This window comes from Anaerofustis sp. (genome assembly GCF_019420015.1).
GTDB lineage: Bacteria > Bacillota > Clostridia > Eubacteriales > Anaerofustaceae > Anaerofustis.
Map to the genome: position 1 here is coordinate 1 of NZ_JAHZIA010000066.1, position 15,913 is coordinate 15,913.

General features: G+C 31.9%; 9 protein-coding genes and 1 tRNA gene. 5 read left to right on the forward strand and 5 right to left on the reverse strand.

Annotation, left to right across the window (positions count from 1 at the left end; genetic code table 11):
• Window positions 1-158: 158 nt before the first annotated feature.
• Window positions 159-1,874: a phosphoenolpyruvate--protein phosphotransferase gene (ptsP, locus tag QZ357_RS09760; protein WP_366934151.1), complete on the reverse strand. Its 1,716-nt coding sequence runs from the start codon at window positions 1,872-1,874 to the stop codon at window positions 159-161.
• Between the two features lie 174 nt (window positions 1,875-2,048).
• On the opposite strand from ptsP, the gene QZ357_RS09765 reads away from it, so the two are divergent.
• From QZ357_RS09765 to QZ357_RS09775, 3 genes are all read left to right on the forward strand, one after another.
• Window positions 2,049-2,125, forward strand: a tRNA-Arg gene (locus tag QZ357_RS09765).
• Between the two features lie 535 nt (window positions 2,126-2,660).
• A complete protein-coding gene (locus QZ357_RS09770) occupies window positions 2,661-7,964 on the forward strand; it encodes an InlB B-repeat-containing protein (protein WP_290776659.1) in 5,304 nt (1,767 codons plus the stop codon).
• A gap of 236 nt (window positions 7,965-8,200) precedes the next feature.
• Entirely contained in the window at window positions 8,201-8,623 is a 423-nt protein-coding gene (locus QZ357_RS09775; RefSeq protein WP_290776662.1) for a PPC domain-containing DNA-binding protein, read from the forward strand.
• 28 nt (window positions 8,624-8,651) lie between these two features.
• Here the strand turns inward: QZ357_RS09775 and QZ357_RS09780 are convergent, their stop codons facing one another.
• From QZ357_RS09780 to QZ357_RS09795, 4 genes are all read right to left on the reverse strand, one after another.
• On the reverse strand, window positions 8,652-9,374 hold the full coding sequence (locus tag QZ357_RS09780; protein ID WP_290776665.1) for a MerR family transcriptional regulator: 723 nt from the start codon (window positions 9,372-9,374) through the stop codon (window positions 8,652-8,654).
• 207 nt (window positions 9,375-9,581) lie between these two features.
• Window positions 9,582-11,138: a glycine betaine ABC transporter substrate-binding protein gene (locus QZ357_RS09785; protein ID WP_290776668.1), complete on the reverse strand. Its 1,557-nt coding sequence runs from the start codon at window positions 11,136-11,138 to the stop codon at window positions 9,582-9,584.
• Window positions 11,138-12,286 (reverse strand): ABC transporter ATP-binding protein, encoded by a 1,149-nt coding sequence (locus tag QZ357_RS09790; RefSeq protein ID WP_290776670.1) that lies wholly within the window; start codon window positions 12,284-12,286, stop codon window positions 11,138-11,140. Before QZ357_RS09790 ends, QZ357_RS09785 begins: the two co-directional genes overlap by 1 nt.
• 342 nt (window positions 12,287-12,628) lie before the next feature.
• The gene (locus QZ357_RS09795) at window positions 12,629-12,976 is read right to left on the reverse strand and encodes a type II toxin-antitoxin system PemK/MazF family toxin (protein WP_290776673.1); all 348 of its coding nucleotides are present in this window, start codon (window positions 12,974-12,976) and stop codon (window positions 12,629-12,631) included.
• 217 nt (window positions 12,977-13,193) lie between these two features.
• Here QZ357_RS09795 and QZ357_RS09800 point away from each other — a divergent pair, with 217 nt between their 5' ends.
• Window positions 13,194-14,708: a DUF3794 domain-containing protein gene (locus QZ357_RS09800; protein ID WP_290776676.1), complete on the forward strand. Its 1,515-nt coding sequence runs from the start codon at window positions 13,194-13,196 to the stop codon at window positions 14,706-14,708.
• Window positions 14,709-14,847: 139 nt separating this feature from the next.
• Window positions 14,848-15,669: a putative ABC transporter permease gene (locus QZ357_RS09805; protein ID WP_290776679.1), complete on the forward strand. Its 822-nt coding sequence runs from the start codon at window positions 14,848-14,850 to the stop codon at window positions 15,667-15,669.
• Window positions 15,670-15,913: the final 244 nt, after the last annotated feature.

The window sequence follows — 15,913 nt, forward strand, 5'->3', positions numbered from 1 at the left end:
AGACGTCGCCCTCTCACGGCGAAAACAGGAGTTCGATTCTCCTAGGGGTCACCAATCTGATAATAACTACCTTTAAGGTAGTTTTTTTATTATATTTTTATTTTCTGTGAAAAAAGCTAAATAAAAAAGCCCTGAATTCAGGGCTTTTAATTAATTTATTAATCTAAGTATTTAGCTAATATAGCTTTTACTTCATCTTGAGTTTCGGCATTTTCCAAAACTTCCTTAGCAATTTCTTTAGCTTTTTCATATGTAAAGCTTCTTACAACTTTTTTAGCTCTTAAGATTGAAGGAGCTGACATAGAGAATTCATCAAGTCCAAGACCTAATAGTAATAATGCAGCTGTTGGATCCCCTGCCATTTCCCCACACATGCCTGTAAAGATACCTGCTTTATGAGAAGCGTCAATAACATTTTTAACGAGTCTGATAATAGCCGGTGAAAGAGGCTGGTTAAGTTCAGACAAGTTTTGGTTTTGACGGTCAACTGCAAGTGAATATTGACATAAGTCATTTGTACCGATAGAGAAGAAATCAACTTCTTTAGCTATAATATCGGCTGTTACCGCAGCTGAAGGAATTTCGATCATGATACCAACTTTAATGTTTTCATCATATGCGATTCCTTTTTCTTTAAGTTCTGCTTTACATTCTTCTAAAATACCTTTAGCTTTTCTAACTTCTTGTACATTAGAAATCATAGGGAACATTATATGAGCGTTTCCGTATACACTTGCTCTTAGAAGCGCTCTAAGTTGAGTTTTAAACATTTCAACATTTTGGAAACAAAGTCTTACGGCTCTTACTCCTAAGAATGGATTCATTTCTTCTTCCATTGGAAGGTAAGGAAGTTGTTTGTCTCCTCCGATATCAAGTGTTCTTATGATTACAGGTTTACCGTTCATTCCTTCCAAAACTTGTTTGTAAGCTTCGAATTGAACGTCTTCTGAAGGCATATCTTTAGAATCCATGTATAAGAATTCTGATCTGAATAGACCTACACCGTCAGCACCGTATTTGTTTGCCCCTTCAAGGTCATTAGGACTACCTATGTTTGCACAAAGTTCAACTTTGTGTCCGTCACTTGTTTCACTTGGCATATCTTTAAGTTTAGCAAGTTCAGCTTGTTCTTGCTTGTAAGCTTCTTGTTTTGCTTGATATTCTTTGATTTGTTCGTCTGTTGGATTGATGATGATATTTCCGTCTGTACCGTCAACGATGATTTTTTCTCCACCTTTAACTTGACTTGTTATGTCACCAAGACCTACAACTGCAGGAACTTCAAGAGATCTTGCCATAATGGCAGAGTGAGAAGTTCTACTTCCTTCGTCGATTGCAAATCCAATTACTTTATCTTTGTTCATTTGAGCTGTATCAGAAGGTGTTAAGTCAACGGCAACTATAACTCCGTTATCACCTACTTGAGATAAATCTGCACTTTCAAGACCCAATAAATGTCTTAGGATTCTGTCGGCAACGTCTTGACAGTCAGTTGCTCTTGCTTTCATATATTCATCATCCATTGCGCCGAAAATAGCAACAAACCCTTCGGTAACTTCGTTTAATGCTTGTTCTGCAACGATTAATTCATTTTTAATTTTGTTTTGAGCTTCCCCTATATATCCCGGGTCATCAAGGAACATCATATGGGCTGTGAATACTTCTGCTTCTTCTTCCCCGATTTCTTTGATTGTTTTTTCTTTTAAAGCTTGTAATTCTGCTCTAGATTTTTCAATTGCTTCTTCCAGCTTTTTTAATTCTGCGTCTACTCCAGAAGCTTCGATTTTGCCCGGTGTTACAACTAAATCTTCTTTAACATATAAAAATACGTTACCTATTGCAACTCCAGGCGATGCATTAATTCCTTTCATGATAAAAACCTCTTTTCTTTGTTATAGATACATATATTATATTATAAAATGAAATAAAATCATAGTATTTTTTTTAAACTGTTTACATTTGGTTTGTTTATTATATTAAATGTAATTAAAATATAATTATTTTCATTTGATAAGTAAAGGATAATATGCTATTATAATATACGTTAAGCGCCCATAGCTCAGTAGGATAGAGCAATGGTTTCCTAAACCATGTGCCGGAGGTTCGAATCCTCTTGGGCGCACCACTTGTTAAATCGCTAGAAGCCTTTTATACAAAGACTTTCAGCTTTTTTGTTTTATGTGATAACACACTTTATACCACACTTCGGGGGTAGTGGTTTTAAGGTGTGTTATTTATTTACTTTCAGAATCTTTTTAAATTAAATCGGTTATTTATGCCCATGCTTGTTTTTAATATTTCATTTTTATTTACTTTTTAATTTTATTTCACTTTGATATTTTAATAATTTATTATTTTTTATATATTTTTATAAAAACACATAAAAACATATAAAAATTGTAATAAAATGTGTACTTTTTGGTAATATTTGTATATAATTATATGTGAATATAAAACGTAAGAAATAATGTATAAATTTGTTACATATATTTAAGATATACCCTGTAAAATATAATATATGTAATAATTTTCTTTTATCCAAAAGGTACACTTTTGGGAGCGTATTAAAGAAAGGGTTAAGTACTAAAGAATTGGTGTTTTCTACTTGATATACATTTATTTCGATACGTATTTTTTAAGTTAAAGGAGAAAAAAAATAAATGTATGAATCAAAAATCAAGAAAAAGAATTTTTTAAAAAAATTTATTGGTTTTATTTCTGTGTTTGTTTTAACTTTTGGTATGATTCCTTTTTCCAGCATTTTTGCTGCGGATATTGATCAAACTTCTGAGATTCAATATGACGCAAATTCGAGCAAATATGCTTTTAATGTACGGGGAATGCCGGGAGCATTTAAAACTACATATGGAGATAATGGATACAGAGGTTATTTAAGATTTGGCAATAACTCTGAAACTAAAGCTGAAGGAACTCAGCTCTTAAATTTGGGAAACGGAAAAACTAATGCTAATGTAGGGAAAACAGGTTTTAGTATAAGACAGGATTTATCTTTTACAAACGAAAACCGTTATGTAAAATTATCCTATACTCTTACAAATAATACTGGGAGTGACCAGGTTATTTCCCTTGGATTCGGTACTGACGTTCAAATAAATACTAATGACAAGGCACCTATATACAGAACGGAAACGGGACTTAGAATGGCAGAGGGAACCGCTTCTACTGACAGACAGTTTAATCTTATAACTAAAGGTGCTTACGGTGTTACACCTACGGATACTTTGTGGTTTGGACATTACAGTTCCGGAGCAGGAACTTCTGGAAGCGGAACGGGATGGCAAGGTCAGATGTTTGGTAATACAAGTTTAACCCAGCTTCTTAATACGGATTCCGGTATGGCTTGGTCTTGGAAAAACAGACCTATAAGGGATGGACAAACACAACAGTATTCATTCCTTTTAGGGATTGGAAATGCAGCGACTCCCCCACAATTGATGCAAGACATTACTGCTGTATGTAACGGTGATCACGTAGACGTTAGTGCTAAATTTAAAGATTCTGTAGGAAGAAGTGACGGTATTTATTATGTATTTGATATGGATACAGAAAATGAGACTCCCGCTACAAAACTGGTTGAGATGACTGCTACAGGCGAAGTTCAGACAATGAATGCATCTATACCTAAGCCTTCTTCTTGGAAAGCAGGAGAAGTTCATACAGTATCTGTATGGGTGATGAATGATGCAGGAGCGATGTCTGATATAAAAACCGTAAGAATCGTAGTTGAAGAAGACGGTGATAATATCCATGAAGCAAAGCAGTATTATTTAAGCTTTGACGGAGGCGAAGGCTCAAGTGGGACCGGTCCTTCAAGTATAAAAGCTTATGAGCAAAGTAATGTAATGCTTCCTGCAAATACTTTTACTAAAGCAGACCACACATTTGCGGGATGGCAAGATGCAGAAGGAAATATATATCCTGCAAATACTGAATTTAAAATGCCTAGTGAAAATACTACACTTACAGCTTTTTGGGTAGAAAATACGGAAACTTGGTATACGATTGAATACTATCAACAAAATATAAAAGATGATGATTATAGATTAATAGAAAGTAAGGTTTATACTGCAAATAAAGGAGATCATGTTGTTGCTCCCGAAAAAGATTTTGAAGGGTTTAAGGAAAACACGACTACATCTCTTCGTAAGCCTGAAGCGGATTTACCTGCTACGGGAAATGCCGATATTCGTCTTAAACGTTACTATGACAGAGAAAATGTTACTGTAAGGTTTAATGCTATGGGAGGTAGTTCATCAGCTATATCAAAAACTGTAAGATATGGCGGTATGATTGATCCTATGCCTACAGCTACAAGACAATATTATAAATTTATGGGATGGTACGATTCTTTAGATAATGAAACTGCTCATCTTTATAATAACTTATCGCCTATTAATCCTTCTAAAGGTAGTGACGGTACATATAGTATGGATTTGTATGCTATGTGGGATGCAAGTTTAGATTTTACAACTCCTAGTGTTACAGGTACATACGGTAGTTCTATATCGTCGGTTAAATTAGTTCCTTCAAATATGTCTGGTGATGTCGGACAGGTTGAATTTGAAGTTGTAAGTGATAATATGCCTGAAGGTTTGACCTTGTCAAAAGATGGAACTATTTCAGGAACACCTGTTAATGCAACAGACGGAGATGTTTTTGTTCAGGTAAAAGCAACTGATAAAGGTACGGGGCTGACTAAGATAAAACAAATAAGAGTAAATATAGCAAAGAAACAACTTGTAATAAAAAGTATAGATGTTTCGGCTGCCCCTGTAAAAATATATGATGGTACTACGGCTATAAACAAGAGCAGTTTGGATAATATTATTATAACGGATGTTGATGGTATCCTTGCAGAAGACGGAACATTGGTTAAAGAAGGTTCAAAAGCTTCAGGATTAAAAGTAAAAGCTACATCGGGTACGTATGATAATAAAAATGTCGGTACAAGCAAAAACTATACTTTAACAGGTTTTAAAATAACAGGTGAAAATGCGGATAATTATACAGTTGCACCTTATGTTGCAGGTAACAATGGTATAATAAATAAAAGACTTATAACTTTAAAACCTACTCCATCTTCAATGGATAAAGATGAAAAAGTACCTCAATTTTCTGCTGTGCTTTCAGCCGGAAGTTTAGGTGTAGGCGATACTCTTGCAAGCTTGGGAACACCTCAATTTAATTGTACTAATGGAACAAGTGAACTTATTCCGGGTGGAACTGTAACGGAAAACGGTGATTATACTTTAAGTATAATAGGAATGAGTAATGCTAATGCAAACTACGATATAAAATTCCAGGATATTACATTCAGGGTAAGAGATAAATATATCATAACAACTTCTAAGTCAGGAAACGGTAAAATAACCCCTACCGAAAGCTATGAAGAGAACTCAAGTCCTGTAATTACATGGGAAGCAGAAGATGGATATAAGGTACAAAGAGTTGTTGTTGACGGCGTTGTAAGAGATGATCTTGTTTATGCAGGACAAATAGGTTTTAATAATATTAAAGCAGATCATACAGTATTTGTTGAATTTGTAGTTGATAACTCAGGTTCAAATGGAAATGGAAGTTCCGGTGGAGATAACAATGATGGATCTGTTGTAAATAAATATTACAGTATTGATACATATCAAAGAGGCGGAGATGCCGGATGCAGCATTACTCCAAGCTGTACGGTAAAAAAAGGTTCTGATAAAACAATAACGTGGAAAGCTTCTAGCGATTACAAAGTAACAAAAGTTATTATTGACGGAATAATCAAAAGTGTTGTTGTTCCGGAAGGAGACAGTATTACTTTTGGTAATATTAGTTCAGACCATGAAGTAGAAGTTGTATTTGAAAAGAAAAACGGAAGCGGATCTTCTCAAGAGACATTCTATACTATATCTACAGCTAAAGAGGGCGAAGGTAGTATAGATCCAAGTAAAATCGTTAAACCGGGCGGTGCTTACGAAGTAAAATGGCAGCCTGCAACTGGATGGATGGTTGGTGAAGTTTGGATTGACGGTGTAAAACAACCTGAAGGAACAAGAAGTGCCGATTTCCCTAACATAACATCTAATCATGATGTAAGAGTTGTATTTGTAAAAGACCCTGACTATAACGGTGGAGATGGAGACAATGGAGGTTCAGCAGGGGATGAAACCGAAGAAGTTTATAATGTAAAAACTCAGATTAAAGGTGGTCCTGGTGAGATTTCTCCTTCTACAACCGTAAAAAAAGGTGATGATTATAAAGTAAGCTGGTTTGTGGAAAATGGATATGTCATAAAAGATATAGAAATAATACAGGGACAAAGTTCTAAACATTTATCACCTGATGCGGAAGAATATACTTTAAAAAATATTTCAGATGATTGTGAAGTAATAGTTACCATTGAGAAAAAATCTTTACCTGATGGTGGAGGTGCAGTAAAACAATCTTATGATATTCTAACGGGTATTATAGGTGGAAAAGGAACAATTACTCCTTCACGTTTAGATGTTGAAGCAGGAAAAGATTATAAAGTAGAGTGGGCAATTAATAAAGGATATAAAATTCAAAGTATGATTGTTGACGGAAAGATGGTAAATCCTAAAGATTATGCGGATAATTGTTGTAATTTTAACAATATTTCTGCAAACCATTCTGTATATATCTATCTTGCTGAAAGTGGAAATGGATCAGGAGGTTCTGGTTCTGGCGGGGCTGATAAAGATGGTATATATAGTATTACAACTGAAATTATAGGAAAAGGAACAATAACACCAAGCTCTATAGTTTCTAAAGGCAGTAATAAACTCGTAGAGTGGGCTCCGGCACAAGGATATGTATTACAGGCAGTATATGTAGATGGTAAAAAAGTTTCTTTACCGGAAGATAATATAGAATTTATTAACATAACAGCAAGTCATCATGTAAAAGTTGTATTTGTAAAAGAAGGCAGCGGAGGTATGCCAGACAATAACAATCAATACAGAATAGATACGGGCATTATAGGTGGAAAAGGAACTATTTCACCAAGTATCACTTTACCTAAAGGTGAAGATTATAATGTATCTTGGAGTGTTGAAAAAGGATATAAAGTTATTGGTGTTATGATTGATGGTGTATTCAGAACGGATTTGACATCGTTAACTGGCAATAAAAACTTTAATGACATAAAGGCAAATCATTCTGTATATGTATATATTGCATCGACATCATCTGGCGGAGATAATGGTTCAGGCGGAAACGGTGGTGGAAATAACGGAAACGGAAGCGGTAATATTAAACCTGATAACAACAATTTAATAGTTTCTACGGAAATAGTTGGTAAAGGATCTATAACTCCGACAACCACACTTAAAAAAGGCAGTGATCATACTGTTACATGGAAACCTGCTAAAGGTTATATTGTTTGGGGTGTAGAAGTTGACGGAATTATGGTAAATGTTCCTGGCAACAGTATTACATTTGATGATTTGGCATCAAATCATCATGTTAAAGTCATATTTATTAAAGAAGATGAAAAAGATATTGGTTATGATCCATATAAAGACAGAGTCAAAGTTGAAACATCGATTATCGGCGGAATCGGTTCTATAACGAGTGGAGCTTCTCTTGATAAAGGTGATGATTACACTGTAAAATGGACAGCAGGAAAAGGCTACCAAGTTCAAAGTGTTATTGTTGATGGAAAAGTAAGAAAAGATTTAATATCAAAAGGTAAGATAACATTTGAAGATCTTGCAAAGAATCATAAAGTTCAAGTTATTTTGATAAGTGACGAAGAAGCGGAAAGACTTGCAAAACTTGAAGAGGAAAGAAGAAGAAAAGAACTTGAAAAAGAACAAGCAGCAAATGGAGTAAATACTTCTGATGAAAGCAATATTCCGGAATTAGCAATTATGTTGTTTGTTTCTCTCGGAGGAATATTATTTATAGGCAGAAAGATTAAAAATGATAATATTTAGCCAAAAATGATATAATAAAAAATAAAAAGACAGGTATTTACCTGTCTTTTTATTATATAAGGAATCATTTATTATACTTTACTATATTAACCTATTTAAGAATTTAATAAATGATTATTTTTTATGAAAGATTATATAATTATTAAATAAATATTAAATAATTCCTCATTTCTTGTCTTTTTAGTTTAAAAGATTATAATTAATTATAACAATATTATGTCTTAGGGGGCGAATTTATGGAATTCAGAAAATTTCAGGACAAATATATAGTAAGACTTAATAAAGGAGATGAAATTATATCATCCATTACGGATTTATGCAGGAATGAGAATATAAAGCTCGGTAATTTTATCGGACTTGGTGCTGCAAATAAAGCCACAATCGGACTATATGATACTGAAGAAAAAGTATATCATAGGACTACATTTGAAGAACCTATGGAGATTACTTCAATCGTCGGAAATATTTCAACCTTTGATGATGAGGTTTATCTTCATGTTCATATAACCTTATGTAATAAAGATATGCAAGTATTTGGCGGACATTTAAATGAGTGTTATATTTCGGCAACAAGCGAAATAACTTTGAATATAATTGAGGGTAAAGTTGAAAGAGAGTATGATGAAGAAACCGGACTTAACCTATATAAATTTTTGTGATAATAAAGGAGTACATTGTACTCCTTTATTATTTTTTGTCATCGTAAATTTCTGCAAAATATCCATTATATCCACATTTACTGCATGTGAGTTTTCTGGTTTTAGGTGTGTGTTTTGAAAATATAAATGTTTTTAATTTAGGTTTAAATATATGTTGACATTTTGAACATATATATGCTGAATTTTTATAATACATATTGGTTATAAGAATGCCGAGAATTAATACTATAAACATTCCAATAATAAAAGGTAACCAGATTCCTTTTGTAATTCCCAAAACCAAAGTGAATATTTCGATTATATCCATTACAATTCCGACAAACAGCATTTTTTTGTGAGTGTTTTTAATATTTTTTGTATTATTCATGATTTTTTCTATGTCGTTTATAGAATTAACGGGTATTGCATTTTTATTTTTGATACTGTCTTTTATTACGTTTATTGTTTTTATCTTATTTTTTAGTTCTTTTTCTTCATTTTTTAGTGATTTAAGTTGTTCATTCATAATCAGTATAATTAAAGCTTCTTTTTCTTTGTCCTCCAATATTTCTTTTATTTTTGAAAGAGACAATCCGATACTTTTAAAAAGACATATAAGATTTAATGTTTGTATATCTTGCTCATTATATAATCTTCTTCCTCCTTCGCTAAAAGAATAAGGTTTTAAAATGTTTTTTGTATCGTAATATTGAATAGTTCTGATAGAAACGCCGCATATTTTCGCGATTTCCCCGGTAGTGTATGTTGACATAGATATCACCTCCTTATGGGCATATTACAATATTACCTTGCGTCACAAGCAAGCATTTTTAATAAATATTTTAATTAATTCAAAAAAGAATGATAAAGAGGTATCCTCTACCATTCTTTTTATAGTCTAGTCATAATTCTTTGGAATAATCGTTTCCCTAATAAGACATATATCAAGTCCGATATATATTTTCTGTTTGCCTTTGGGCTATTTAATCAGCCCGTTTTTTATAAGGAAATCATGAGCGACATCTCCTGATTTCTTACCCTCTACATCCACTTGATAGTTTAGTTCTATCATTACATCCTCGTTTAGATACGTTCCCAATTCTTTTAATATATTTTCAATTTGAGGATATTTTTCTTTAAGTTCTTTGCTTATTACGGGAACCGCATCATATCTTAAAAACGCACCTTTATCGTCTTCAAGTACGACAAGATCGTATTTTTTTAATAATCCGTCTGTAGAGTATGCATCTATGACATCGCAGTTTTTGTTTTGGAGTGCCGTGTATCTTGGAGAACCGTCTATTGGTGTTACTTCTTTGAATTTCATGTTATAAGTATTATTAAGTGCTTTATAGCAGTCTTTTCTTTCCATGAAAGAAAGAGTCGGTGATAATACAAGGTTACTTGATACTTTCTCCAAGTCGCTGTATGTTTTTAAATTGTATTTTTCTGCTGTATCTTTTCTTACGGCTAGGGTATATGTGTTGTTAAAGTGAAGTTCGTCTAATACTTCCAAATTGTACTTTGATTTCATTTCTTTTTTACATACGTTTAATATTTCTTTTGTGTCTTTTGTATCGTTATGTCCGAGTACGCTGCCGTATATTGTTCCTGTATAATCAATATACATATCTATGTCCTTATTTTTGATTGCATCTAAAACTATACCGCTGGCACCTAAAGACAAAGATTGTTCCATGTTTATATCGGTTCTGTCTTCAATAAGATCTTTTACCATATAAGAGAGTATTTCCTGCTCTGTAAAGTCCATTGAACCTATTTTGATTGTTTCTTTTCCGCTGTCTTTTAGTGTAAAAATGCTTCCCATAATCAAAGCCAAACACGTAAGGATGATTACAAAATTATCCAAATATTTTTTTGTTTTACTTGGTGGGTTTTCAATTTTTAAGTTTTTCGGTATAAGCTTACTTTCTAGTATAGAAAATAAATAGTCTATAAATAATGCAAGTAGACATGCGGGTATCGCACCTGACAATATCTGTGCGTTATTTACCGTTCTTATTCCCGCATATACCAAGTATCCGAGTCCGCCTGCTCCGATAAATGCAGCCAACGTCATAAGTCCTACGGCGCTTACGGCACTTATTCTAACCCCTGCCAATATAACGGGCAGTGCCAGTGGCAATTCTACCTTATAAAGGACTTGAAACCTGGTGAGCCCTATCCCTTTTGCGGCTTCTAATGTATCGGGATTTACATTGGAAATTCCGGCATAAGTATTTTTTACTATTGGCAGCAAAGAATACAGTATTACCATAATAATTGCCGGTTTTGTGCCTATTCCTACAAAAGGAATCAAGAACCCCAGTAAAGCCATTGAAGGAATAGCCTGTATTATATTTGTAAGTCCCATTATAGGTTTTTTCGCCGGTTTTACATATGATATAAGTATACCAAGCGGAACTCCTATGAGAATAGAAGCTATTATTGCTAAGAATGTGAGTTGTATATGTTCGGTAAACAAATCCAATATGGTTGAAGCGTTTGAAGAAAAATAATTTATAAATGAACTCATTATTCATCATCCTCGCTTTCATCATATTTTTGTTTTAGAGTTGTAAAAAGAATACTTTTTGTTATTAGTCCCATCAGTTTATTATTTTCGTCAACCACAGGGATTGTGTATGTATCGTTTTCGTCAGTTTTTTCAAGCACATCCAAAATTGACTCTTCCGGTGATACGTATGTAAATTTCAAGTGGTATTTTTCTTTGTGCCTTTTTAACACTTGTCCTACCGTTAAGTTTTTGTTTCTTTCTTTTAATGCTCTTCTGGCGTCAAGAAGCCCGAGAAATTCTCTTTTTTTGTTTATTACTATTATACTGTCGATTTTTTTGTCCGCCATTATTGCTCCGGCTTTAAAACATTGTAAATTATCGTAGCATGTAACCGGATTATCCATCATAATATCTTCTGCCCTTATAAGTTCCGGAGATTCCCATATTCTTTTTTTACCTATAAAATTATGTACGAAATCATTTGCCGGATGTTTTAATATTTCTTCAGGCGTATCGTATTGTTGTATACTTCCTTCATTTATAATACATATTCTGTCTGCAAGTTTTATTGCTTCGGAAATATCATGTGTTACAAATACAATTGTATTTTTTAATTTATCCTGGATTTCCAAAAGTTCGTCTTGTAGATTCGTTCTTGTTATTGGATCCAGTGCACTGAATGGTTCATCCATAAGAATAATATCGGGATCATTTGCGAATGCTCTTGCTATTCCTATTCTTTGCTGTTGTCCCCCGCTCATTTGTGAAGGATACAAATTCAAATAATCTTCTGCTTTGAGCCCTATCATATCCAGAAGTTCGTAAGTTTTGTTTTTTATCTTTTCTTTGTCTTTCTTTTGAAGTTTCGGAATTAATTCAATATTTTCTTTTACTGTCATATGAGGGAAGAGTCCCGTTTGTTGAATTACATATCCTATTTTTCTTCTGAGTTCTATATCGTTTATTTTACTTATATCTTTTCCGTCTATAAGTATTTTGCCGCTGCTTGGTGTTATAAGTTTGTTTATCATTTTTAGTATTGTTGTTTTTCCGCAACCGCTTAGTCCGAGAAGACAAACAAACTCTCCGTTTTGTATATTAAGAGAAACGTCTTTTAAAACTTTTTTCTTTTTATAGTATTTGGAGACTTCTTCAAATTCTATCATTTTATTTATCCTTTCCTAAATTTAATTTATGAGATTATATTTGTTATTCTCTCATATGAATATTAAAATAAGCTTTAAATAAAGGGAATTTGCTAATATATATTGATAATTTTGAATATAACGGAAGTTTTTTATAAATAAAAGAGATATATTTTAAAACGTATATATAAAAAATAATATTTTTCCTTTAGGTTATTGATTTTAAATAGTGAATTTATTATAACATATATGCAAGGGTTGGAGCTTTTTAGTATCCTTGGATACATTCGACTTAATTTTTCTTGTTGGCTCTTCCCCTTGCGCTTTTACATAAAAAACACCTTTCAATTTGAAAGGTGTTTTTTATTGAAACATTCCAAAACTTATAGAAAGCCCTTGGTTAACTTTATTCATTGTATCCATATCTACATGACCGATTTTTTCTCTCAGTCTTTGTTTGTCTATTGTTCTGATTTGTTCGAGTAGAATAACACTGTCTTTATTAAGTAAATCACTGTTTGCCGATAAAGAAATATGTGTAGGCAACTTTGCCTTACTCATAGAAGATGTTATTGCCGAAACTATGACGGTAGGGCTGTGTTTATTCCCAACGTCGTTTTGAACGATAAGTACTGGGCGTAAGCCTCCTTGTTCGCTGCCTACTATAGGGCTTAAATCCGCATAATAAATGTCTCCTCTTTTTATACCCATATTCTTTTACTCCAATTTAGCTGTATTTTGATTTTTTATAGTTCTTTTTATTTATAAGCCTCATACTATAATATTTAAAAGAACAAAACTGTGTTACTAATAAGATAATTGCCTTTGAGTAGAAGATTTATACATTAAAATATAAAAATTTTATTTATTATAATATTTTTGTTATTTGTGAATATATTTTACAAGGAGTATATTTAGGAGGAGTAAAATGGAATTTGAACAAATGATAAAAAAGATAAACCTAACCAGTAAAGAAGATAATATCGAAGTAGTGGCAGAGGTATTTGAGAACGTGATGATAATGGACAATATGTCCAATATAGAAAGAATTTTACTTAATAACAGTGAAGCTATGATAAAAAACATATCGCTTAAGAACGGTAAGTTTGTTTTAAAGGGAATTCTTAAAATAGATATTTTATATCTTGGAGAAAATGAAAATCTGGCTAGTGTAAATAAGAATATAGAATTTTATGTGAATCTTGGAGAAGGTGAAAAATGGGATAAAATATTTAATTTAAAAGCTAATATATTAAATATTGAAACTGAAGTCGTTAAGAAAAGAAGAATTGAGGTTAATGCAAATATAAAAATAAGCGGAATCTGTATTGTTCCCGAAGATATTAATGTTATGAATGAAAGCAATATAGAGGGACTTGAAATAAAAAGCACAAAAGATGTTTGCAGTATATTTGACACAAACAGTACTAAAGAAACGTTTTCTTTTAAAAAAGATATTCCTTTATCGGATAACATAAATATTTTATTTGCATATGCAAAGCTTCGAGATATAAATACCAATGCATCCGGAGTCGGTGTTTTATACAGTGCGAAGGTTGAGATCATTTTGATGTATCAGATAGGATTTGAAGATGAGAGTGATATTAAAATCGAAAAGCTTATATATCCTATTAACCATTTTATAGAAAAAGATCCTAAATTAAAATGCGATTATTACAATGTATGTGCAAATATAGAGCATGTAAGTGCAGAATATATAATGAATGATGAGGACTCTTATATTGAGATTAAAATGGATTTGATTTCAAATACACTATTCTGTGAAGAAAAAGAGGTAAACCTTGTTGAAGATGCTTACAGCACATTAAGAAATGCTTCGCCTGTTTTAAGTGAACATAATATTGTTGCTCTTAAAAACAATTTTGAAAGAAAAGTTAAAATTAATAATAGTAAAACATTGGTTGATACAGATATGATAGGAGGAGTTATCGGAAATACCGAAGGTGTTGATTTCGAGTACTCTTTAAATGACAATATTCTTTCAGTAAGCGGTAATGTAGTAACTCAATTTGTTACATATATAGATAATGAAAGTCGATATTTTGTTGATAGCATTAACGTTCCTTTTGAACTTAAAGAAGAAATAGAAAGCCCTTGTGATAAAGATTTATTTGTAAACGTCAATATAAACAATTTGGTCGTTACGAGTTTAAATCAAACGATAAATGTTGACGGAGAGTTGATGATTGACGGATATGTATTAGGTTCTTACGATGTGAGGGATTTGTCCAATATCGAAAGTTTAGAGGGAAAAGAAGATAATACAGAAAATATTAAGATTAAAGTTTATTATAAAGAAAAGAATGAAAGTTTATGGGATATAGGAAAGAAAAATCTTATTAAAGTGGATACCTTGCTTGATATAAACAATATAGAAAGCGAAGAAGATCTTCCCGATTGTTATCCTCTGATAATAAAATAGTTAATTTATGTTTGTTTTGATTTCATCCGTATTAATTCTTCATAAATGAGTATTTTATGATTGCTAAATAAATATCTACGGTTTACTTTTATTGATTATACTGTTATAATGTCTTTCAATATTTAATAGGGGTGATTATATGGGATATGCATTATACGAATATTTGGCATTCTTTGTTATATATTCTTTTCTTGGTTGGTGTGTTGAAGTTGTTTTCCAAGCATTTAAAGAAAGAAGCTTTATAAACAGAGGATTCCTCCATGGCCCTGTATGCCCAATATATGGATTTGGATTATTATTGGTTTTACATTTTTTAGAGCCTTTGAAGTCAAATTTTTTGGTTTTGTTTTTGGGTTCGATAATATTTACTACTGTGTTGGAATTGATAACCGGATTTTTGTTGGAAAAAATTTTTTCAATCAGATGGTGGGATTATTCAAATGAAAAATATAATTTGAATGGATATATATGTTTGAATTTTTCTATTATATGGGGTGTTGCTTGTGTATTTGTTGTAAATATTGTGCATCCTTTGATATTAGGAATTGTTGACATGATTCCGAAAGAAGTGGGAAATATATTATTACTTATAATCCTATTATTGTTTTTTGTCGATATGATTTTAACCGTGTGTACAATACTGAAGTTTAATGCCAAGCTTGAAAGGCTAAGTCAAATAGGTCAAAAACTTGATGAATTGTCAGATGGCATAGGGAAAAGGCTTTCTGAAGAAGCTTTGGGAATTGCAAGTAAAACCGATAAGCTAAAAGATGATATGTATCTTGAAAAATTGGCGGTAAAAGAACTTACGGAAGAAAAAAGAAATATTATTGAAAACCATCTAATGAAATTTACATATTATAAATATTTTAAATTTCATCCTAAAATTAAATTTAAAAAACAAAAATACAATGATATTTTTGAAGAACTGAAATATAGAATAAAAAGAAGAAAACATTAATTTGTTTTCTTTTTTTGTTTTATGTGTTTAATTACTTAATTTGCTTTTTAAAGTAACGAATATAGAGAGAGATTTATTAATAAAACATCAGCTTTTTGAATACATTTAAATAAAGACTTTTGTAAAGGAGAATGATGTGAAATTACAGTGCCTGCATTTTAACAATAAAAAACTTTACAGTTATATTACTCATTTTGAAAGTGAGTATTATTTGTTTTGTGAAGATAATGAGAACGGAATATAT